A 21,601-nucleotide genomic window follows, 5' to 3' on the forward strand; every position below is an offset into this window, starting at 1 on the left:
CGCCCGCGGACCCCGCCGCCACCGCCCCCCCCACCCTCACGCGGTGGCGGGGGGGCTGGCGGCGGCCGCGCGGCCCGGCGCCCCCGCCCCCGCCCGCCGGCCCCCCCCCGCCCCGGGGCCGCGGCCGCCCCACCCCCCCCCCCCCCTCGGGGGGGGGCCACCCTTCTGGGGGGGGTGGGGTGCCCGCACCGCGGTCGGCGCCGGGGAGGGCCCCGGGGCGACGCCCTGGCCACCGGCGCCGTCGGGCAGAATCCGATGCCGTGCTGCTGCGCGAGGTCACCGGGTCGATCGCGGACTTCCATGCCCGTCCGATCCCCGACGACCTGACGCAGGCCGAGGTCTGGTCCTTCGTCCCGGGCCACCCGGCGCTGGTCCTCGGCAGCGCCCAGGACCACACCGTGGCCGACGCCGTGGCCACGGCCGCCGCCGGCGTCGAGGTCGTGCGACGCCGCAGCGGTGGCGGCGCCGTGTACGTCGACCCGGCGCGCAGCGTGTGGCTCGACGTGGTGGTGCCCCGCCACGACCCGCGGTGGAGCGAGGACGTCCGGACGTCGGTCTACTGGCTCGGGGAGGCCTGGCAGCGGGCGCTCGCCACGCTCGGCCTGGAGACGGAGCTCTACCGCGGCGGGCTCGAGCAGACGGCCTGGGGACGGCTCGTGTGCTTCGCGGCGCTCGGTCCCGGCGAGGTGCTCGTCGGTGGCCGCAAGCTGGTGGGGATCTCGCAGCGGCGTACGCGGGCGGGCGCGCGGTTCCAGTGCATCGCCTACGAGCACTGGGACCCGTACGACGTGCTCGACCTGGTGACACTCAGCGAGGAGGACCGGCGCCGGGCGGGTGCCGACCTCCGCGACCGCGCCACGGGGGTGGGGCCGCGCCTCGACGAGCTCCGCGCGGCGGTCCTCCGCGAGCTGCTCGGCACCTGAGGGCGGGGCTGGGCGCGCGTCGTACCGGACGTATCGGTCGCGAAATCGCCCGATCCACGACCGATACGTCCGGTACGACGCGCGCCGACCCATGCGCTGAGAGCATGGAGTCATGGAGCTCGACACGATCCGTGCATTCCTGGCGGTGGCCGACGGCAGCACGGTGACCGAGACCGCCGCGCGGGTCCACCGGACCCAGCCGGCGGTCTCGCGCGCGCTGGCCCGGCTCGAGCGCGATGTCGGCGCGCCGCTCTTCCAGCGCGTCGGGCGCGGACTCGTCCTCACCCCGGCGGGGCGCGAGCTCGCGCGGCACGCACGCGAGGCCGTCGACGCCTATGAGCGAGGGGTGCGGTCCGTGCAGGACCTCACCGCACCGGACGCCGGCTTCGTGCCGGTGGCCTTCCTGCACACGCTCGGGACCTGGCTCGTGCCCGAGCTGATCCGCAGCTTCCGCGTCGAGCGTCCGCACGTGCGCTTCGACCTGCGCCAGCACGGCGACACCGGCCTCGTCGACGACCTGCTCGGCGGCCTGGTCGACCTCGCGGTCACCGGCGACCGGCCGCAGCACCCGCAGCTCGAGAGCCGGCGGCTGTTCCTCGAGCCGCTCCGGCTCGTCGTGCCGCCGGACCACCGGCTGGCCGGGCGCCGGACCGCGCCGGGACGCCGTACGGCGCGCCTCGCGGATGTCGCCGACGAGCAGTTCATCGTGCTCAAGAAGGGCTTCAGCCTCCGGGCGATCACCGAGGAGCTGTGCGGCGAGGTGGGCTTCCTGCCCCGGATCGGCTTCGAGGGCGAGGAGGTCGAGACCCTCCGCGGACTGGTCGCCGCCGGCCTCGGCGTCGCCCTCCTGCCCGAGCCGCGCAGCACCGCGGCCCCCACGACACCGCACCTGCGGGTCACCGACGTGCGAGCCTCCCGCGAGATCGGTCTCGCCTGGGTGCGGGACCGCACGCTGCCGCCGGCCTCGGCGGCGTTCCGTGCGCACGCGCTGCGGACGAGCCACCAGATCCATGCGCAGTAGACATCGTTGACATCCAAACTAGGCATTAGACGCATGGACGCCCCGGCCTGAGGATGGTGCCCGCCAGCACTGCCGACGACAGGACCCGGGATGACCGACATCGACCCCGCCGAGACGCAGGAGTGGCGTGACGCACTCGCGGCCGTCCTCGAGTTCGAGGGCGAGACGCGGACGAAGTACCTGCTCGACCAGGTCATGGACGAGGCCCAGCGCCTCGGGTCGCCGGTGCCCTTCGTCGCCACCACGCCCTACGTCAACACCATCGCCGCCGCCGACGAGCCGGTCCACCCCGGCGACCGCGACGTCGAGCACCGGATCCGCTCGGCGATCCGCTGGAACGCGATCGCCATGGTGCTGCGCGCCAACAAGGACTCCACCGAGCTCGGCGGGCACCTCTCCAGCTTCCAGTCCGCGGCCACGCTCTACGACGTGGGCTTCCAGCACTTCTGGCACGCGCCCGCCGACGACCACGGCGGCGACCTGGTCTACGTCCAGGGCCACCTCTCCCCCGGGATCTACGCGCGCGCCTTCCTCGAGGGTCGGCTCACCGAGGCCCAGCTCGACAATTTCCGCCAGGAGACCGGCGGGGACGGCCTGTCGTCGTACCCGCACCCGTGGCTGATGCCGGACTTCTGGCAGTTCCCCACGGTCTCGATGGGCCTGGGCCCGCTGATGGCCATCTACCAGGCCCGCTTCCTCAAGTACCTCCACGCCCGCGGCCTCGCCGACACGGCCGGCCGCAAGGTGTGGGCCTTCCTCGGCGACGGCGAGACCGACGAGCCCGAGTCGCTCGGCGCCATCTCGATGGCCTCCCGGGAGAAGCTCGACAACCTCGTCTTCGTCGTCAACTGCAACCTGCAGCGCCTCGACGGACCGGTGCGCGGCAACGGCAAGATCATCCAGGAGCTCGAGGGCGTCTTCCGCGGCGCCGGGTGGAACGTCATCAAGCTCGTCTGGGGCTCCGGCTGGGACCAGCTCCTCGCCCAGGACTCCACCGGCGCGTTGAAGCGCCGGATGATGGCGTGCGTCGACGGCGAGTACCAGACCTTCAAGTCCAAGGACGGCGCCTACGTCCGCGAGCACTTCTTCGGGGTCGACCCCGAGCTCGCCGCGATGGTCGCGGACTGGTCCGACGACGAGATCTGGCGGCTCACCCGCGGCGGCCACGACCCGCAGAAGGTGTACGCCGCCTACGCCGCCGCCGCGGCCCACACCGGGAGCCCGACCGTCGTGCTCGCCAAGACGGTCAAGGGCTACGGCCTGGGGAGCGCCGGCGAGGCGCAGAACATCAGCCACCAGGCGAAGAAGGTCGCCGAGCCCGCGCTCCGTGCCTTCCGCGACCGCTTCGCGATCCCGGTCACCGACGAGCACCTCCTGGACCTCCCCTACGTCTCCTTCCCCGAGGGCTCCCCCGAGCACACGTATCTGCACGCCCGTCGCGCGGAGCTGGGCGGCTACCTGCCCGCCCGACGTCGTACGTCGGCGGCACTCGCGGTCCCCGGCGTCGAGGCGTTCGCCGCCCAGGTCGCGGGCTCCAACGGCCGCGCGATCTCCACGACCATGGCATTCGTCCAGATCCTCACCAAGCTCCTGCGGGACAAGGAGATCGGCAAGCGTGTCGTCCCGATCGTCCCCGACGAGGCACGCACCTTCGGCATGGAGGGACTGTTCCGGCAGGTCGGGATCTTCTCGCAGAGCGGCCAGCTCTACACGCCGGAGGACGCCGAGCAGCTGATGTTCTACAAGGAGGACGCCAGCGGCCAGATCCTCCAGGAGGGCATCAACGAGCCCGGCGCCATGTCGTCCTGGATCGCCGCCGCGACGTCGTACTCCAGCAGCGACACCCCGATGATCCCGTTCTACGTCTACTACTCGATGTTCGGCTTCCAGCGGGTCGGCGACCTCGCCTGGGCGGCCGGCGACATCCGGGCCCGCGGCTTCCTCGTCGGCGGCACCGCCGGGCGGACGACGCTCAACGGCGAGGGGCTCCAGCACGAGGACGGCCACAGCCACCTGCAGGCCGCGATGATCCCCAACTGCGTGGCCTACGACCCGACCTACGCCTACGAGCTGGCGGTCATCGTCGCCGACGGCCTGCGCCGGATGTACGCCGAGCAGGAGGACGTCTTCTACTACCTCACGCTCATGAACGAGAACTACGAGCACCCGCCGATGCCCGAGGGCGTCGCCGACGGCATCCTCAAGGGGATGTACCTGCTGCAGCCCGGCAAGGGCCGCGGCGCCGCCAAGGTCGACCTGCTCGGCTCCGGCACCATCCTGCGCGAGGTGCTGGCCGCGGCCGAGCTGCTCGCGAAGGACTTCAAGGTCAAGGCCGACGTGTGGAGCGTGCCCAGCTTCACCGAGGTGCGCCGCGACGGCCTCGCCGCCGAGCGGTGGAACACCCTGCATCCCCTGGAGGAGCCGCGGACGTCGTACGTCGCGCAGTGCCTCTCGGACCGGAGCGGGACCGTGGTCGCGGCGACCGACTACATGAAGGCGTACGCCGACCAGATCCGCGCCTTCGTGCCCGGCAGCTACACCGCGCTCGGCACCGACGGCTTCGGCCGCTCCGACTACCGCCGCAACCTGCGCCGGCACTTCGAGGTGGACCGGCACTTCATCGCCGTCGCCGCCCTGCGCCGGCTCGCCGGGGAGGGCGTCATCACCCCCGCCGTCGTCGCCGAGGCGATCGAGAAGTACGGCATCGACCCCGACCGGGCCGACCCGGCCCACGCGTGAGGACAGCAACGATGGAGAGCCCCGTGGAAATTCGCGTCCCGGACATCGGGGACTTCGCCGACGTACCCGTCATCGAGGTGCTCGTCGCCCCCGGCAGCGTCGTACGCGCCGAGGACCCGCTCATCACGCTGGAGACCGACAAGGCCACGATGGAGGTGCCCGCACCGGTCGACGGGACGATCGTGTCGGTGTCGGTGTCCGTCGGCGACACGGTCAGCCAGGGCAGTGTGATCGCGATCGCCGAGGCGGTCGCCGCTCCCGAGGCGCCCTCCCCGCCGGCCGCGTCCGCACCGACCGCACCGGCGCCCGCCGCAGCGGAGCCCGTCGCAGCGGAGCCCGTCGCGCCGGCACCGGTGGCAGCACCCGAGCCCGTCGTACCCCCGGCGGCCGAGCCGGACGGCGGCCTCCGCGCCACCCCGCTCGTCCGCCGCCTCGCCCGCGAGCTCGACGTCGACCTCGCCGCGGTCGCCGGCAGCGGCGCCAAGGGCCGGGTCACCAAGCAGGACCTGCTCGCCCACCACGCCCGGAGCATCGCCCCCGCGGGGCCTGCAGCCGGCGCCGGGATCCCCGCCGTCCCCGAGGTCGACTTCAGCAGGTTCGGCCCGGTCCGCACCGTGCCGCTCTCCCGGATCAAGAGGCTGTCGGGCCCGCACCTGCACCGCTCCTGGCTCAACGTCCCGCACGTCACGCACGCCGACGAGGCCGACATCACCGACCTCGACGCCTACCGCCGCGAGCTCGACGAGACCGCGCGTGCCGACGGCTACCGCGTGACGCTGCTCAGCTTCCTGCTCAAGGCCGCGGCCGCCGCCCTGCGCCGGCACCCCGAGGTCAACAGCTCGCTCGCCGGCGAGGACCTCGTGCTCAAGGACTACGTCCACATCGGCGTCGCGGTCGACACCCCCGACGGCCTCGTGGTGCCCGTGGTGCGCGATGTCGACCGCAAGGGCATCCTCGAGCTCAGCCGCGAGCTCGCCGACCTGTCCGCGCGCGCCCGGGAGAGCAGGCTGAGCGCCACCGACATGCAGGGCGCGTCCTTCACGATCAGCAGCCTGGGCGGGATCGGCGGCACTCACTTCACGCCCATCGTCAACGCCCCCGAGGTCGCCATCCTCGGCGTCGTGCGGTCGAAGACGGCCCCGGTCTGGGACGGCGAGACGTTCGTGCCGCGCCTGATGCTGCCGCTGTGCCTGTCCTACGACCACCGCGTCATCGACGGCGCCCTCGCCGCCCGCTTCACCGCGCACCTCGCACACCTCACCGCGGACGTCCGGCGCCTGGCGCTCTGACGTGGTCCGGGGCGCCCGGCCGGCGGCCGGCCGATCAGCGGCGCCAGAGGAGACGTTGCAGGATCATGCCGACGATGACGCCGACCGCACCCACGGCGACCTGAGAGGCCGACGGCACCGGCAGGAGGCCGCCCAGGTCGAGCGGCTCGTTGTCGACCGGCCGGACGCGCGGCGGTTCGGCGTCGGGTACACCCCGTTCGCCTCCGGCGATCTCCGGCGACACGGTGACGGGGCGGCTCGGCCGGATGAGCTCGTCGGCCAGCCGGGTCGCGAACTGCCCGACGATCTTGTTGCTGACGTCCTGCATCAGGCCCCGGCCGAACTGGGCCGGCCGGCCGGTCACGTCGAGCTCGGTCGTGACGTGGACCGCGGTGCTCTCGCCGTCGAGCTCCTCGAGGCGGGCGGTGATCCGCGCCGCGGCCGTACCGTTGCCGCGGGCGTCCTTGGCGCGGCCGTCCATCACCATCACCCGGCTGGCGGCGTCGCGCTCGAGGATGGTGGCGGTGCCCAGGTAGTTGAGCATCACCGGACCGAGCTTGACCTTCACCGCCCCCTCGAGGACGTCGCCGTCCATCGCCGCCAGGGTCGCCCCGGGCAGGCAGGGCGCCACGCGCTCGAAGTCGAGGAGGGCCTCCCAGGCTCGGTCCGTCGTCACCGGGACGGTGAACATGTGGTCGAGCTGCATCTCAGATCTCCTTGGGTACGTCGAGGGCGGCATCGGGGACGTCGGCGTGCTGGCCCGACTCGGAGCGGTCGGCAGCGAAGCGCAGCAGGTGGTAGACGACGATCGTCCCGACCCCGCTGAGCGCGATGCCCGCGAAGACGTAGTCGCCGAGCGTGAGCGTGTAGTTCGCGGCACCGACGACGAGGCCGAGGGCGGCCGTCGTGAGGTTGACCGGGTCGCGGAAGTCGACCTCCGCGGCGACGTACATCCGCAGGCCCATGCAGGCGATCATGCCGAAGAGGATGGTGGAGACGCCGCCCAGGACCCCGAGCGGCACGGCGCCGACGAGAGCGCCGAACTTCGGGCAGATGCTGAGGGCGATCGCGATGCCGGCGGCGATCATGTAGGCCGCGGTGGAGTAGATCCGGGTGAGCGCCATGACACCGATGTTCTCGGCATAGGTGATCTGGCCGGAGCCGCCGAACAGACCCGAGACGGTGGTCGCCACGCCGTCGCCGACGACCGCGTTGCCGATGCTGGAGTCGAGGTTGCGCTCGCACATCGCGCTGACCGCCTTGACGTGCGCGGCGTTCTCGACGACGAGCACCAGCAGGACCGCCGGTACGACGAGCAGGATGGCCTGCAGGCTGAACGTCGGTGTCGTGAACTCGGGCCAGCCGAGCCAGTCCGCCTGGCGCACCGGGTCGAGGTCGACCCGGCCGAGGCCGGCCGCGAGCAGGTAGCCGGCGGCGACACCGATGAAGACGGCGAGCCGGCTGATGAAGCCGCGCAGCAGCACGCTGACCAGCACGACGACGGCGAGCGTGACCGAGGCGAGCAGGCCGTCGTCCTGGTAGCTGGACCAGGCGACGGGAGCGAGGTTGAGGCCGACCATCGTGACGATGGTGCCGATGACCACGGGTGGCGCGATGCGGTCGACGACCTGGTAGCCGACCCGGTTGATGATCAGGCCGGTGACGATGAGGGCCACGCCGGTGGCGACCAGGCCGCACAGCGCGGCCGCGTAGCCGCCCTGCGCCTGGGCCGCGAGCACCGGCGCGATGAAGGCGAACGCCGACCCGGTGTACGACGGGACCTTGTTCCTGGTGATCACCAGGAACAGCAGCGTGCCGATGCCGCTGAAGAACAGGGTGGTGCTCACCGGGAAGCCGGTGAGGACGGGGACCAACGTCGTCGCGCTGAACATGGCGATGACGTGCTGGGCGCCGAGTCCCGCCATGCGCGGCCATGCGAGCCGCTCGTCGGGCGTGACCACGCGTCCCGGGATGACCTTCTTGCCGTCCCCGTGCAGGGACCAACTGAGCAGTGCCATGGAGGCTCCTCGGATGTGTATCCGTTCACCGGATACGGCCTACGAATATTCGCCAAGTAAGTCCCTGCTTCACCCGGGTTGTCAAGAGCCGCTCGGCAAAAGAATTCTCCGCAGCCTCGACCCTCTTGACAGCATCTGGATCGAGGGATCTACTTCATTCAGCGAAGTCAGTATTCGCTCAGCGGATAGGAGCAGCAGACATGACAGGTTCGTTCAGGGTCTCGGTGGACACCGGCGGGACCTTCACTGACGTGATCGGGGTCGACGCCTCCTCCGGGGAGCTGTTCGCGGTCAAGACCCCGAGCAACCGCGAGGACCCCAGTCGCGCCCTCCTCGAGGGCGTGGCCAAGGTGCTCGAGGCGGCGGGCAAGACGCCGGAGGAGATCGAGCTCGTCATCCACGGCACGACGACAGCGACGAACGCGGTCCTGGAGCACGAGTTCGACGGCATCGGACTGCTGGTCACGACCGGCTTCCGACACCTCATCGAGATCGCGCGCCAGTCGGTGCCCGACGGCTACGGCAACTCGTACTTCTGGGTGAAGCCGCCCCGGATCGTCCCACTGCACCTGGTGCGCGAGGTCCCCGAGCGCCTCGCGTACGACGGCACGGTGCTCGAGCCGCTCGACCTCGGGTCCGTGCGCACCGCCGCTGCCGAGCTGGTCGCCGCCGGCGTCAACCGGCTGGGCGTCTGCCTGCTGCACGCCTACGCCAACGACAAGCACGAGCGCGAGATCGGCCAGATGCTCGCCGAGGAGTTCCCCGACCTCTTCGTGTCGCTCTCGTCGGTGGTGCTGCCCGAGTACCGCGAGTACGAGCGGGCGATGACCACCCTGATCGACGTGATGGTCAAGCCCTACTGCAAGACCTACCTCGGCGCCGCGCAGCGCGACCTCGACAAGGTCACCGGCGGCCGGCCCTTCCTCATCATGCAGTCCAACGGGGGTGTCGTCTCGGCCGAGACGGCCGGCGACAAGCCCGTCACGATGCTGCTCTCCGGCCCGGCCGGCGGCGTCCTCGGCGCGATCGAGGCGGCCCGCAGCGCGGGTGTCCGGGACCTGATCACCCTCGACGTCGGCGGCACGTCGACCGACGTCGCCCTCATCGAGGACCTCAAGATCCGGCTCACCAGCGAGACCGTGATCGAGAACTACCCGGTCAAGGTGCCGATGATCGACATCGCCACCGTCGGCACCGGCGGTGGCTCGATCGCCTGGCAGGGCCCGGGCGAGTCGCTCAAGGTCGGCCCCAAGAGCGCCGGCGCCTACCCCGGTCCGATCTCTTACGGCCGCGGCGGCACCGCGCCGACCGTGACCGACGCGGCGGCGATCCTCGGACGACTGCCCGACGCGCTCGTCGGCGGCGAGCTGAGTCTCGCCAAGGATGCCGCCCGCAGCGCCTTCACCGGGTTCGGCACCCAGTTCGGCCTCAGCGCCGAGGAGGCCGCGGCCGGGGTGCTGGAGGTGGCGGTGATCGGCCAGGTGGCCGGCATCCGGCAGGTCTCCACGCTCAAGGGCCGCGACCCGAGCGCCTACGCCCTCGTCGCCTTCGGCGGCGCCGGCCCACTGCTGGCCAACGAGGTCGCCGAGGCGCTCGGCATGCGGCGGGTCCTCGTGCCGCCGACGCCGGGCAACCTGTCCGCCTTCGGGCTGCAGGTCTCCGACGTCAAGCGCGACTACGTGCGCACGCTGGTCCGCGACCTCGACGCCGGCAACGACGCCACCGTCGTCGACGAGATCGAGAAGGTCTGGCTCGAGCTGGAGGCCGCCGGCCGCGGCGAGCTGCGCGCCGAGGGAGTGCCGACCGAGCAGGTCTCGCTGGTTCGCGGGGCCGACCTCCGCTACGTCGGCGAGGGCTACGAGGTCTCCGTCGTCATCGACGACCTCTCCGGCGACGACGCCGTCCGCGCCATCGAGGCGGCGTTCCACGAGGAGCACAACCGGGTCTACGGCTTCTCCTACGCCGGCGAGCAGCAGGTCGAGGTCGTGGCGCTGCGCGTCCAGGCACTCGGCGAGCTGCACCGCCCGACGCTGGCGACCGCGCCGCGCAGCGGCGGCGGGACGCCCGTGCCCACCGGCACCCGCTCCGTCTACTGGCGCTCGACCGGCTGGATCGACTGCCCGACATACGACCGGGCGGCCCTCGGCGACGGCGATTCGGTCGCCGGGCCCGCGATCGTCGAGGAGTACGGCTCCACCTACGTCGTCCCCACCGGCTGGGACGCCACCGTCGACCACTTCGGCAACATCCTCAGCGAAAGGAAGGACGCGTGAACACCACCAGGAAGCTGGGGCCGATCGAGCTCGAGGTCATCACCGGGACGATCCGCTCGGCCGAGGTCGAGATCGAGGCGGCCGTCGAGCGCGCCGCCCGCTCGCCGATGATCCGCGACCAGCACGACTACCGCGTCGGCCTGTACGACGCCCGCGGGCGCAAGCTCACCGGTCGCTCCTACGGCAGCCTGATCGAGCCCGTCTTCGAGTTCTTCGGCGACGACATCAACCCGGGTGACGTCTTCTTCTGGAACGACCCCTACAACAGCGCCGGGTCCTGCGGACACGTGCCGGATCTGTGCACGACCGTGCCGATCTTCGTCGGCGAGCGGCTGATCGGCTTCAGCCAGGTCTTCGGTCACCACGACGACGTCGGCGGCTGCGTGCCCGGCAGCCTCCCCGTGCAGGTGCACGACCAGTGGGGCGAGGGGCTCGTCGTACCGCCGATCAAGCTCTATGACCGCGGCGTGCTCAACGAGACCGGCTTCCGGATCATCGAGCGCAACTCGCGCCTCTCCGAGCACCTGCGTGGCGACATCGACTCCGAGATCGGCGCCTGTCAGCTCGGCTCACGCCGCCTGGTCGAGCTCGCCGAGCGCTACGGCATCGAGACCCTGGAGGCCGGCTTCGACGGGATCATCGAGAACTGTGCGCGGACCATCCGCGAGGAGCTGTTCCCGAAGATCGAGGACGGCGTCTACACGTTCGAGGACTACATCGAGTGCGACGGCTTCACCCGTCAGCTCTTCGCGATGCGGGTCACGATGACCAAGACCGCCGACAAGATCACGCTCGACTTCAGTGGCACCGACCCCGAGGCCGAGGGCCCGATCAACTGGGCGATCGACTACTGCGAGGGCCGATTCGTCCGCAAGTGGATGGCGCCGGTGCTGCGCTGCCTGGCCAGCTCGCCCGAGCGGGCCGCCGAGATCGACATCAACGAGGGCGCCCTCGACGTCATCGACGTGGTCTTCCCCGAGAAGGGCACACTCGTGACGCCGCACTTCGGGCGGCCGACCGGCCTGCGGTTCTTCATCCTGCTGCGCTCACTCGGCATCTTCGCCGGCGCGCTCGCCAAGGCGACCGGCGGCCAGATGCCGGCCGACCACGAGACGATCCGGATCTGGGGCATGCACAGCCGCGACGAGCAGGGGAAGCTCAGCCTGTTCCGCGAGGTGCTCGGCGGCGGCGGTCCCGGTCGCCCGTGGGCCGACGGCAGCGACGTCGTCCACATCGTGCCCAACTCGCGGAACCTCCCGGCGGAGTTCTCCGAGCAGCGCTACCCGGTGCTGGTCGAGCAGCTCGCCCTGCGGCCGGACTCCGGCGGCGCGGGCAAGCACCGCGGCGGTCTCGGGTACGACAAGCGGATCCGCGCGCTCAAGGACTGCATGCTCCTGTCGAACGCCGACCGCACCGACCTCAACCCCTATGGGGTCAACGGCGGCCGGGCCGGCGGCAACTACTCGATCCTGCTGCAGCGCGCCGACGGCACCGAGGAGGTGCTCGACGGCATGGTCGACAACGTCCCGGTCCGCGCGGGCGACGTCGTCCGGCTCTGCACCACGGGTGGTGGCGGCTGGGGCGATCCGCTGGCCCGCGACCCCGAGACCGTCCGGTACGACGTCCTGTGCGGCAATGTCACGCTGGCCACCGCCGAGGGCCGCTACGGCGTCCGGCTCGTCGGCGAGGGCCCCGGCCTGAGCGTCGACGCGGCCGGGACCGAGGACCTGCGCGCCAAGCTCACCGCAGAGCGCGGCGACGTCGCGATGTTCGACCGTGGTGAGCACTTCGACCGGATCAAGGCCGACGGCGGCGTGCGCTGGCCGGAGGGGTGGACCGACCCCGACGACTGCCTCGCCGGGCGGTCCTGAGGAGCATGGGACCGACCGCGCCGGAGGAGGTGCCGATGAGCGACGTGACCTGGGTAGTGTGGGATCAGCCTCACGAGCTACGAAGGGAGGGTGGTCGTGGCCGAGAAGAAGGGCCGGACCGGCAGCGCAGCGGCGGCCGAGGCCTCATCGCCCACTCTGCAGGGAGTGTCCCGGGCGCTCCGGGTCCTCGACGTGGTCGCCCAGCGGCCGATGCGGACGACCGAGCTGTCCGAGGAGCTGGGCATCTCGTGGGCGACGCTGCAGCGGACGCTGGCGCAGCTCGAGGCCGACGAGTTCATCAGCCGCGACGAGCGGGGCAACTTCCACATCGGGCGCAAGACCTGGCTGCTGGGCAGCACCTACCTGGTGGGCCACCGGCTGATGGAGCTCGCGGTGCCGCTGCTGACCCGCGAGTCCAGTCTGGTGCCCACCTCGGTGCTCCAGCTGGTCGAGCGCAGCGGCGACACGACCGTGGTGCTCTTCTCGCGCGAGGCGGCCTCCAAGGAGGTCATCACGCGGACGACGTACGGTCACCACTTCCCGCTCCACTGCGGCTCCAAGGGCTGGGTCTTCCTGGCCAACGCCGAGCCGGAGTTCGTCGACCGCTACCTCTCCGAGCCGCTGATCTCGCTCACCCCGGCGACGGTCACCGACCCCGACGAGCTGCGCGAGCGACTGGCCGAGGTGCGCGAGCAGGGCTACGCCGTGACGGTCGGCGACGTCCAGTCCTTCACGGGCTCGGTGGCGGCGCCGGTCTTCGACGACGAGGGTCAGGTCGAGGCCTGCATCTGCGCGGTCTCGCGCCGGTCCAGCCTGACCGGCGACAAGCAGGAGCAGATCGTCGAGCTGGTGCAGCGCGTCGCGCAGACGCTCTCGCTCGGACTGGGTTGGCAGCCGTTGCGGCACGCCAAGGTGGTCCAGCGGAGCTGACCCGCGGCGACGTGCCGGCCGGAGCAGGAGAGCGCGCATGAAGCCGTCACGGTTCGAGTACGTCCTGCCGCGCTCGATCGAGGAGGCGGTCGCCGCCCGGGTCGAGTACGCGGACACGGTGGTGCTGTCGGGCGGGCAGAGCCTGGTCCCGACGCTCAACTTCCGGTTGTCCAACCCGGAGGCGGTCATCGACCTGCGGCTGGTCCCCGGACTGGCCGATGTCCGGGTCGACGGGGACTGGATCCACGTCGGCGGCCGGACCCGGCAGCGCGACCTGGAGCTGGACGACGCGGTGCACGCGGCCAACCCGCTGATCCGGGAGACCCTGCACCACGTCGCCCACCCGGTGATCCGCAACCGCGGCACGGTCGGCGGCAGCATCGCCCACGCCGACCCGTCGGCCGAGCTGCCGTGCCTGCTGCTCTGTCTCGACGGCGAGGTCGTCGCTCACGGGCCGGGCGGCGCCCGGACCATCGACGCCCAGGACCTCTTCGAGTTCATCCTGTCCACGACGCTGGAGCCCGACGAGATCCTGACCGAGGTGCGGTTCCCCGTGCTGCCCGAGCGGACCGGCTGGTGCTTCACCGAGTTCGCCCGCCGGCACGGCGACTTCGCCCTCGCCGGGGTCGCCGCCACGCTCACCCTGGCCGAGGACGGCACGATCGCGTGGGGGCAGCTCGCCGCCTGCGGCGTCACCACCACACCGGTCCGGCTGGTCGCCGTCGAGGACGCCCTGCTCGACGGCGCCGCCGACCCGTCCCGGATCCGCGAGATCGCCCAGCTCGCCGCCGACGTCGTCACCGTCCCCGACGACGAGTCCTGCTCCAGCGCCTACCGGCGCGACCTCCTGGTCGGCCTGGTCGAGCGCGCACTCCGCACCTCCCTGCAACGAGCCACCGAACGAGCCACCGCACGAACCTCCCGAGAGGTCACCTCATGACGTCCTCGACGTACCGGTCGCCGGTGAACGACGACCCCACCCTCGACATCTCCCTGGTCGTCAACGGCCGCCCGGTCGAGGCCTCCGTCAGCCCCCGGCTGCTCCTCAGCGACTTCCTGCGCCACCACCTCGGCCTGACCGGCACCCACGTCGGCTGCGAGCACGGCGTGTGCGGTGCCTGCACCGTGCACATCGACGGCCGGGCGGCGCGCAGCTGCCTGACCCTCGCCGTCCAGCTCGACGGCGCCACCGTGCGCACGGTCGAGGACCTGGAGGGCCCGGACGGCTCGCTGAGCCCGGTCCAGGAGGCGTTCCGCGACTGCCACGGCCTCCAGTGCGGCTTCTGCACGCCCGGCTTCCTCATGTCGGTGACCGCCCTCCTCGACGAGGACCCCGACGTCGCCGATGCCTCCGACACCGAGATCCGGGAGCGGATCGCCGGCAACCTGTGCCGCTGCACCGGCTACCAGGGCATCGTCGCCGCCACCCGCCAGGCCGCCGAGACCATCCGCGACGCGAAGGAGCAGGCCGATGTCCCGACGCGAGGCTGAACAGCCTGAGCAGGCTGACAACGCGCCGCCGATGGTCCACACCGGCGCCCGGGTACGACGCAACGAGGACCCGCGGCTGCTGCGCGGCCAGGGACGCTACGTCGATGACATCCCCCTGGAGGGCTGCGTCCACGGCGCCTTCTTGCGCAGCACCATCGCCCGCGGCCGGATCGTCGCGCTCGACACCACCGATGCCGAACGGGTCCCGGGCGTCCTCGCGGTCTACACCTGCGACAACATCGGCGGTCTCGACCGCGAGATGCCGCTGCTGATCCCGCACCCGTGCATCACCCACGGGCGGACGCAGCGCCCGCTGGCCCGCGACGACGTCTACTACGTCGGTCAGGCGATCGCGTTCGTCGTCGCCGTCGACCGCTACGTCGCCGAGGACGCCGTCAGCCGGATCTCGGTCGACATCGAGCCGCTCCCCGTGGAGGTCGACATGGAACGGGCCGTCGAGGACGGCGCACCGCTCGTCCACCCCGACGTCCCGGGCAACATCGCGGCGTCCCTCGTGCAGCACTGCGGCGACGCCGACGCGGCGTTCGAGAGGGCCGAGCACCACACCAAGATCCGGGTCCAGGTCGACCGCAGCACCGGCGCCCCCATGGAGTGCCTGGCCACGGCCGCGCGCTGGGACCCGGTCTCCGGCGAGCTGGTCGTGTGGGACGGCACCCAGGCGCCGATCGGGCTGCGCGGCGCGCTCTCGTCGCTGTTCGACCTCGACGAGGACAAGGTGCGCGTCATCGCGCCCGACGTGGGTGGTGGCTTCGGGCCCAAGATTCACTTCCCCTATGCCAACGAGGTGCTCGTGCCACTCGCGGCGATGCAGCTCGGCCGGCCGGTGAAGTACATCGAGGACCGCTCCGAGAACTTCGTGCACATGTCGCACGAGCGGACCCAGATCCACGAGATCGAGCTGGCCGCGACCAAGGACGGCGAGGTGATCGGCCTGCGCGACGTCTTCCTCCACGACACCGGGTCCTTCATCCCCTACGGCATCGCCGTCGCGCAGGTCGCCTCGACCGCGATCGCCGGTCCCTACCGGATCCCGAACATCGAGGTGGAGTTCCGCTGTGTCTACACGCCGACGGTGCCGGTGACGCCGTACCGCGGCTGTGGACGCCCGCAGGCCAACTTCGCGCTGGAGCGGGCGATGGACCAGCTCGCCGAGGAGCTCGGCATCGACCGCTTCGAGATCCGCCGGCGCAATCTGATCGCCGACGACGAGTTCCCCTACAAGCGCGAGGGGCTGATCTTCGCCGACGGCCTGCCGGTCACCTATGACTCCGGCCAGTACGGCGCCGCGCTGGCGCTGCTGGAGAAGGAGCTCGACCTCCCGGCGTTCCGCGCCGAGCAGGAGCGCGCCCGGGCCGAGGGCCGCTGGCTCGGGCTCGGGCTGTCGTTCTACGTCGAGGGCACCGGCCTTGGCCCCTACGAGGGCGGTCGGGTGCGCATCCACCCGATCACCGGCAAGGTCTACGTCAACACCGGCCTGACCACCCAGGGCCAGGGCCACGCAACATCGATGGCCCAGCTCGTCGCCGACCAGCTCGGCGTCGCCGTCGACGACGTCATCGTGGTCGAGGGCGACACCGGCGTCTACGACTGGGGCGTGGCGACCTTCGCCAGCCGCGCGATGGTGGTCAGCGGCAGCGCGATCCACAAGGCCGCGGTCAAGGCCCGCGAGCGGGTCCTCGAGATCGCCGCCAACATGCTGGAGGTCGACCCCGCCGACATCGAGCTCAAGGACGGCGCCGCCGGCGTCCGCGGCACCGCGACGACGATCCCGCTCGCCGCCATCGCCACCGTCTCGAACCCGCTGCGCTACGCCTTCAACGACGCCGCGCAGATCGCCACCCAGTTCGCGCCCGCCAGCAAGGGAGACGGCCCGCCACTGCAGGGCGACTCGCGTCCCGGTATCGAGACCGAGCAGTTCTACAGCCCGCCGCACGCCACCTGGGCCTACGGCGTCCATGCCGCGATCGTCGAGGTCGACCCGGTCAGCTACGACCTCCAGGTCAAGCGCTACGTGATCGTCCACGACTGCGGGAAGATGATCAACCCGATGATCGTCGAGGGCCAGATCGCCGGCGGTGTCGCCTCCGGCATGGGTGGTGCCTTCTACGAGAAGCTCGAGTACGAGGCCAACGGCAACCTGCGCAACGCCAGCTTCATGGAGTTCCTCATGCCCTACGCGACCGAGGTCCCCCACATGGAGATGCACCACCTCGAGACGCCGACGCCGCTCAACCCGATCGGCGCCAAGGGGGCCGGTGAGGCGGGCACCATCCCGGTCGCCGCGGTGATCGCCTCCGGCATCCAGGACGCGCTCGCGCCCGAGGGGATCGGCCCCCTGTGGCACGTCCCGCTCAACCCGAGCGTCCTGCACGACGCCGTCCGGGAGGCGCGGTCTCGATGAGCGAGCTCTGCTTCCGCACCGCTCGCGAGCTCGTCGGCCTCATGGCGGCCGGCGAGGTCTCGGCGACCGAGGTCGCCCGAGCCCACCTCGACCAGGTGACCAGGGTCAACCCGTCCGTCAACGCCGTCGTCTCGCTCGATCCCGAGATCACCCTCGCCGACGCCCGCGCCGCGGACGAAGCCCGCGCCGCCGGGCGCTCGCTCGGCCCCCTCCATGGCCTGCCGATGGCGTTCAAGGACACCCACGACGCCGCGGGTTTCCCCACGACGTACGGGTCGCCGATCCACGCCGCCAACCGGCCGGCCGAGAGCGAGCTGATCGTCGCCCGGTTGCGCGCCGCGGGCGTCGTACGGCTGGGGAAGACGAACGTGCCGGAGTTCGCGTCCGGCTCGCACACCTTCAACAACCTCTTCGGCACCACCCGCAACCCGTACGACCTCACCCGGTCCGCGGGCGGGTCGAGCGGGGGCGCGGCCGCCAGCCTGGCCGGCGGCATGCAGCCGCTCGCCGACGGCAGCGACATGGGCGGCTCGCTGCGGAACCCGGCCTCCTTCTGCAATGTCGTCGGCCTGCGGCCCTCGCCCGGCCGGGTACCGATCCACCCCGCCCCGCTGCCCTGGCAGACCCTCACGGTCCAGGGCCCCATGGCGCGCAATGTCGAGGATCTCGCCCTCATGCTGAGCGTCATCGCGGGGCCCGACGACCGGGTCCCCTTGACGATCAGCGAGGACCCGGCCGTCTTCGCCGCACCGCTCGACCGCGATGTCACCGGACTGCGCATCGCGTGGTCGCCCGACCTCGGCGGCGCGGTGCCCGTCGAGGGCGTGGTCATCGAGGTGATCCGCCGGCAGCTGCGGCTCTTCGAGGACCTGGGGTGCGAGGTCATCGAGGTCGAGCCCGACTTCTCCGGCGCCGAGGAGTGCTTCCGCATCCTGCGGGCCTGGCAGTTCCAGGCGACCTTCGGGGAGCTGCTGGCCACCCATCCCGCGGACCTGAAGCCGAGCCTCACCTGGAACGTCCAGCAGGGGCTCGGGCTCAGCGGAAGCGACGTGGCGAGGGCCCAACGGCTCCAGGGTGAGCTGTTCCAGCGGTTCTCGGCATCCTTCGACGACTACGACGCGTTGGTGCTTCCGACCAGCCAGGTCGTGCCCTTCGACGCGGCCCTCGAGTACCCCCCGGTGATCGACGGGGTCGCACAGGACACCTATCTCGACTGGATGCGGTCGTGCTACTACGTCAGCGTCCTCGGGCTCCCCGCGCTCGCGGTCCCGGCCGGGTTCACCCCCGGAGGCCTCCCCGTCGGGATGCAGCTCGTCGGCCCCCATCGCGGCGAGCGACGCCTCCTCGAGATCGGCCATGCGTTCCAGGGCATCAGCCAGCCGCAGTTCGTCAGGCCGGACGTCGCGCTCGCCTGACCGGCGACGACACACTCTCGCCGCGACGCCGCTGAGCCCCAGGTAGTAGGCAGGTCTAGGCTGCAGGTGTCCTCGCCGTCGGATCTCACGCACCAGCTCGCCGTAGTCACTGCTGGGCACCACATGCTGAGGATCGGTGGTGGACATGATCACTCCCGGCTACTCACTGCATGGTGCCGCCGGGGTACGAGGTGGCCTCGACCCGGGGCTGCTCCTGCGGCCTGAGGGGCGAAGCGTGCGGACGACGACGCAGATCCTCGCCGCCATCAGTTCCGGTGACCCGGCAGGTGGATCGCTCCCCGACCGGCTGTGCTCCGACTGCGCCGAGAACCTCGACCTGACCGGTGCGGGGATGACACTCATGAACGACGCGGGCCCCCAGGCGGTGGTCGGGGCGTCCGGACCGCTCGCCTCCCGGCTCGAGGAGCTGCAGCTCGATCTGGGCGAGGGCCCGGGTCTGGACGCCTCCCGCGCGAACCGCACGGTCGCCCACGATGACCTGAGCAGCGCCGCGCTGACGCGATGGCCGGGGTTCGCACCCGCCGCCGTGGCCGCGGGCGTCTGGGCCGTGACCGCCCTTCCGCTCCAGGTCGGCGGCATCAAGCTCGGCAGCCTCTGCATGTACCGCGCGTCGTCCGGTCGTCTCGACGACGCCCAGGCGACGACGGCTCACGCCTACGCCAGCGCGGCCGTGGTGGTGCTCCTCCACCTCCAGGACCAGATGTGGCCGGTCGGCGCCCTGCACCCCGAGCTGGCCGAACCGGTGGCCTATCGCGCCGTCATCCACCAGGCGACCGGCTTCCTGTCGGTCACGGCGTCGGTCGGCATGGCCGAAGCGCTCCTGCTGATGCGCGCGCACGCCTTCGCCGCCGAGCTGCCGCTGCTGAACATCGCCCGCGACATCCTCTCGGGCCGACTTCGCCTTCATCCGGAGGAGAGCGAGGAATGATGGGCACAGACACCGGCCTCGAGCCCGTCAAGACCTGCGAGGAGCGTGGGGCATGACCAGTGAACGACGACTGACCCGCGTGTTCGTCGAGCTCGCCGACACGCTCGTCGACGAGTTCGACGCGCTGGACTTCCTCTCGACCCTGACCGAGCGCAGCGTCGAGCTCCTCAACGCCGATGCCGCGGGCGTGATCCTCATCGACGCGCACGGAGTCCTCCACGTGGTCGCGTCGACGAGCGACCAGGCGCAGCTCCTCGAGCTCCTCGAGCTCCAGAACGACGAGGGTCCGTGCCTCGACTGCCTCGAGACCGGACACGCGGTCGTCAACGTAGGCCTCGCACAGTCACGGGCACGATGGCCCCGGTTCAGTGCGGCGCTCGCGGAGGTCGGCTTCCAGTCCGCGCACGCGATCCCCCTGCGTCTGCGGGACTCGGTCGTCGGCGCCATGAACCTCTTCTGCGAGGCCGATTCGCGGCTGAGCGACGACGACGTGGCGCTGGGGCAGGCATTGGCCGACATCGCCACGATCGGCCTCCTCCAGGAGCGTGCGGTCCGGCAGTCGGGGCTGCTCGCGGAGCAACTCCAGACAGCTCTCGACAACCGCGTCCTCATCGAGCAGGCCAAGGGAGTGCTGATAGCGAGTGCCGGCATCGACGTCGACCGGGCCTTCCGCCTGATGCGGGACTACAGCCGGCGCAACAACCAGGCCGTGAAGGACGTCGCGCGCCGCGTGGTCGAACGCTCGCTGACGACGGACCAGCTCACCGGTCCCTGATCCCACCGTCCGCCGAGCCCCACCGCTCTCCCCTCCCGACCGGACGCCTCTGGTGTGGCCACCGGGTCGGGTGGTAGACAGATCACTACCGACCCGCCCGGACCCCGCGAGTCCTTCGTCACCGCGCACTGGGGGGTCGCATGTCAGAGCAGGTCATCTCATCGTCTCGGGCTCCACGGCTTCCCGAAGCCCTCACTCCCGGCCGACCCCGGCGGGTCGCCGGTGTCGCACGGACGAGTTCCGCGACCCGTCCGATGCGCATCACGATCATCGATCGACACATGCTCTTCGCCGACTCACTGGCGCTGACCCTGGAGCAGGAGGGCTATCTCGTCACGCCGGTCGAGTTCAACCACGCGGACACGTCGATGGCGACGGTCCTCGCGGCCGGACTGCGCAACGCCGGTCGCCTGGTGCTCCTCGAGCACAACCTCGGCCGGATCGGCGACGGCACGCGCATGATCGCACCGTTGACGGCATCCGGCGCCGCCGTCGTACTCCTCACCGAGTCCAACGATCCCGCCCAATGGGGTGAGGCCGTCCGGCAGGGGGCCCAGGGCGTCCTCCGCAAGACCTGCACACTCACCCAGGTGGTGGCCACCGCCCGGAGGATCCACAACGGCCTACCGCTGATGACCCCCGACCAGCGCGCGGCCGTCATCGCCACCGCACTCGCCCAGCGCGAGGAGGCGCACGCGATCCGGTTGCGGTTGAGCCTGCTGACCCCCTGCGAGATGGAGATCCTCGGACTGCTCATGAAGGGGGAACAGGTGCGAGACATCGCGAGGACACGGGTGGTCGTCGAGGCGACCGTCCGCAGCCAGATCAAGTCGATCCTCGCCAAGCTCGAGATGAGATCGCAGCTCGCGGCCGTGGGCGCCGCCCACCGGGTCGGCTGGCGACACCAGGCCTGAGAGGTCACGCCCCCGCTGGCCGCCGCCGGCGTGAGGTCACGGACCGATCGCCGCTTCGGAAGGAGGGGGCGGGTCTGCTGTCGTCCCACCAGGAGCCGCCGGCGTCCTTCCAGTGATCGGCAGGATCGACGTCGGGATGCTCGCTCACGACCGCGAGCAGGTCGCCGGCGGCGTGGGTGTTGCCGGCGGTCGCGGCGGCGAGGAGCGCCTCGGTGCCCTGGTCCTCGCTGAACCCGGGTGGGACGACGAGCAGGTGGAGGACCGTGCGGTCCGAGGTCTTCAGCTCGACGACATGAGCGTCGTCCCGTGGGAACGGGCTGACCTTGACCTGCCCGCCGGCGACAGACACCCGGCGCGGCGCGGGATCCCAGTCCGCCGGCGAGAACACCGCCCGGACGACTCGGCCGTACTCACGAGGGAGGTGGTCGACGAGATCGGCCAGCTCCACGGCGAGGTCGCGGCTCCGCGGCCACCAACCGCCGTCCAGCCGGTCGACCCCGATGGTGCGGCCCATGCGCAGGCGAGGAGGACGGCGTGCAGGTGGGGGAAGGACGGGTGTGCCTGGCGTCGTCATGACGGCCACCTCTCGACC

At 71.6% G+C, this 21,601-nt stretch carries 17 protein-coding genes; 14 read left to right on the plus strand and 3 right to left on the minus strand.

Annotated features, from left to right (window positions below; all coding sequences use genetic code 11):
- The first annotated feature begins 260 nt into the window (after positions 1-260).
- The 4 genes from KVF89_RS04880 to KVF89_RS04895 all read left to right on the plus strand — a co-directional run bounded on the left by KVF89_RS04880 (position 261) and on the right by KVF89_RS04895 (position 5,972).
- Positions 261-923 carry a lipoyl protein ligase domain-containing protein gene (locus KVF89_RS04880; RefSeq protein ID WP_257423872.1) on the plus strand — a complete coding sequence of 221 codons (663 nt, stop codon included), beginning with the start codon at positions 261-263 and terminating at the stop codon, positions 921-923.
- A gap of 112 nt (positions 924-1,035) precedes the next feature.
- Positions 1,036-1,944 carry a LysR family transcriptional regulator gene (locus KVF89_RS04885; RefSeq protein ID WP_257423873.1) on the plus strand — a complete coding sequence of 303 codons (909 nt, stop codon included), beginning with the start codon at positions 1,036-1,038 and terminating at the stop codon, positions 1,942-1,944.
- A gap of 90 nt (positions 1,945-2,034) precedes the next feature.
- Complete coding sequence (aceE, locus tag KVF89_RS04890) at positions 2,035-4,683, plus strand: pyruvate dehydrogenase (acetyl-transferring), homodimeric type (RefSeq protein WP_257423875.1); 2,649 nt, start codon at positions 2,035-2,037, stop codon at positions 4,681-4,683.
- An 11-nt stretch (positions 4,684-4,694) separates the two neighbouring features.
- Positions 4,695-5,972, plus strand: coding sequence for a 2-oxo acid dehydrogenase subunit E2 (locus tag KVF89_RS04895; RefSeq protein ID WP_257423877.1), 1,278 nt, complete (start codon positions 4,695-4,697; stop codon positions 5,970-5,972).
- 34 nt (positions 5,973-6,006) lie between these two features.
- On the opposite strand, the gene KVF89_RS04900 is transcribed toward KVF89_RS04895, so the two are convergent.
- Both KVF89_RS04900 and KVF89_RS04905 read right to left on the minus strand, forming a co-directional pair.
- On the minus strand, positions 6,007-6,657 hold the full coding sequence (locus tag KVF89_RS04900) for an SRPBCC family protein (protein WP_257423879.1): 651 nt from the start codon (positions 6,655-6,657) through the stop codon (positions 6,007-6,009).
- Between the two features lies 1 nt (position 6,658).
- Positions 6,659-7,969, minus strand: coding sequence for a uracil-xanthine permease family protein (locus tag KVF89_RS04905; RefSeq protein WP_257423881.1), 1,311 nt, complete (start codon positions 7,967-7,969; stop codon positions 6,659-6,661).
- A gap of 200 nt (positions 7,970-8,169) precedes the next feature.
- Here KVF89_RS04905 and KVF89_RS04910 point away from each other — a divergent pair, with 200 nt between their 5' ends.
- The 10 genes from KVF89_RS04910 to KVF89_RS04955 all read left to right on the plus strand — a co-directional run bounded on the left by KVF89_RS04910 (position 8,170) and on the right by KVF89_RS04955 (position 21,009).
- Positions 8,170-10,242, plus strand: coding sequence for a hydantoinase/oxoprolinase family protein (locus KVF89_RS04910; RefSeq protein WP_257423884.1), 2,073 nt, complete (start codon positions 8,170-8,172; stop codon positions 10,240-10,242).
- Positions 10,239-12,113, plus strand: coding sequence for a hydantoinase B/oxoprolinase family protein (locus KVF89_RS04915; protein WP_257423885.1), 1,875 nt, complete (start codon positions 10,239-10,241; stop codon positions 12,111-12,113). Before KVF89_RS04910 ends, KVF89_RS04915 begins: the two co-directional genes overlap by 4 nt.
- 96 nt (positions 12,114-12,209) lie before the next feature.
- Positions 12,210-13,043 (plus strand): IclR family transcriptional regulator, encoded by an 834-nt coding sequence (locus KVF89_RS04920; protein WP_257423887.1) that lies wholly within the window; start codon positions 12,210-12,212, stop codon positions 13,041-13,043.
- A gap of 37 nt (positions 13,044-13,080) precedes the next feature.
- Positions 13,081-13,983 carry an FAD binding domain-containing protein gene (locus KVF89_RS04925; protein WP_257423889.1) on the plus strand — a complete coding sequence of 301 codons (903 nt, stop codon included), beginning with the start codon at positions 13,081-13,083 and terminating at the stop codon, positions 13,981-13,983.
- Entirely contained in the window at positions 13,980-14,534 is a 555-nt protein-coding gene (locus KVF89_RS04930; protein WP_257423890.1) for a (2Fe-2S)-binding protein, read from the plus strand. Before KVF89_RS04925 ends, KVF89_RS04930 begins: the two co-directional genes overlap by 4 nt.
- A complete protein-coding gene (gene cutA, locus KVF89_RS04935) occupies positions 14,515-16,956 on the plus strand; it encodes an aerobic carbon-monoxide dehydrogenase large subunit (protein ID WP_257423892.1) in 2,442 nt (813 codons plus the stop codon). Before KVF89_RS04930 ends, cutA begins: the two co-directional genes overlap by 20 nt.
- On the plus strand, positions 16,953-18,371 hold the full coding sequence (locus tag KVF89_RS04940; RefSeq protein ID WP_257423893.1) for an amidase: 1,419 nt from the start codon (positions 16,953-16,955) through the stop codon (positions 18,369-18,371). Before cutA ends, KVF89_RS04940 begins: the two co-directional genes overlap by 4 nt.
- 139 nt (positions 18,372-18,510) lie before the next feature.
- The gene (locus tag KVF89_RS04945) at positions 18,511-19,320 is read left to right on the plus strand and encodes an ANTAR domain-containing protein (protein WP_257423895.1); all 810 of its coding nucleotides are present in this window, start codon (positions 18,511-18,513) and stop codon (positions 19,318-19,320) included.
- Between the two features lie 52 nt (positions 19,321-19,372).
- Complete coding sequence (locus tag KVF89_RS04950) at positions 19,373-20,095, plus strand: GAF and ANTAR domain-containing protein (RefSeq protein ID WP_257423896.1); 723 nt, start codon at positions 19,373-19,375, stop codon at positions 20,093-20,095.
- Positions 20,096-20,349: 254 nt separating this feature from the next.
- Positions 20,350-21,009, plus strand: coding sequence for a LuxR C-terminal-related transcriptional regulator (locus tag KVF89_RS04955; protein WP_257423897.1), 660 nt, complete (start codon positions 20,350-20,352; stop codon positions 21,007-21,009).
- Positions 21,010-21,013: 4 nt separating this feature from the next.
- Here KVF89_RS04955 and KVF89_RS04960 read toward each other — a convergent pair whose 3' ends face one another.
- Entirely contained in the window at positions 21,014-21,523 is a 510-nt protein-coding gene (locus KVF89_RS04960; protein ID WP_257423899.1) for a DUF5994 family protein, read from the minus strand.
- Between the last annotated feature and the right edge of the window lie 78 nt (positions 21,524-21,601).

Source organism: Nocardioides carbamazepini, from assembly GCF_024614185.1.
GTDB classification, from domain to species: domain Bacteria; phylum Actinomycetota; class Actinomycetes; order Propionibacteriales; family Nocardioidaceae; genus Nocardioides; species Nocardioides carbamazepini.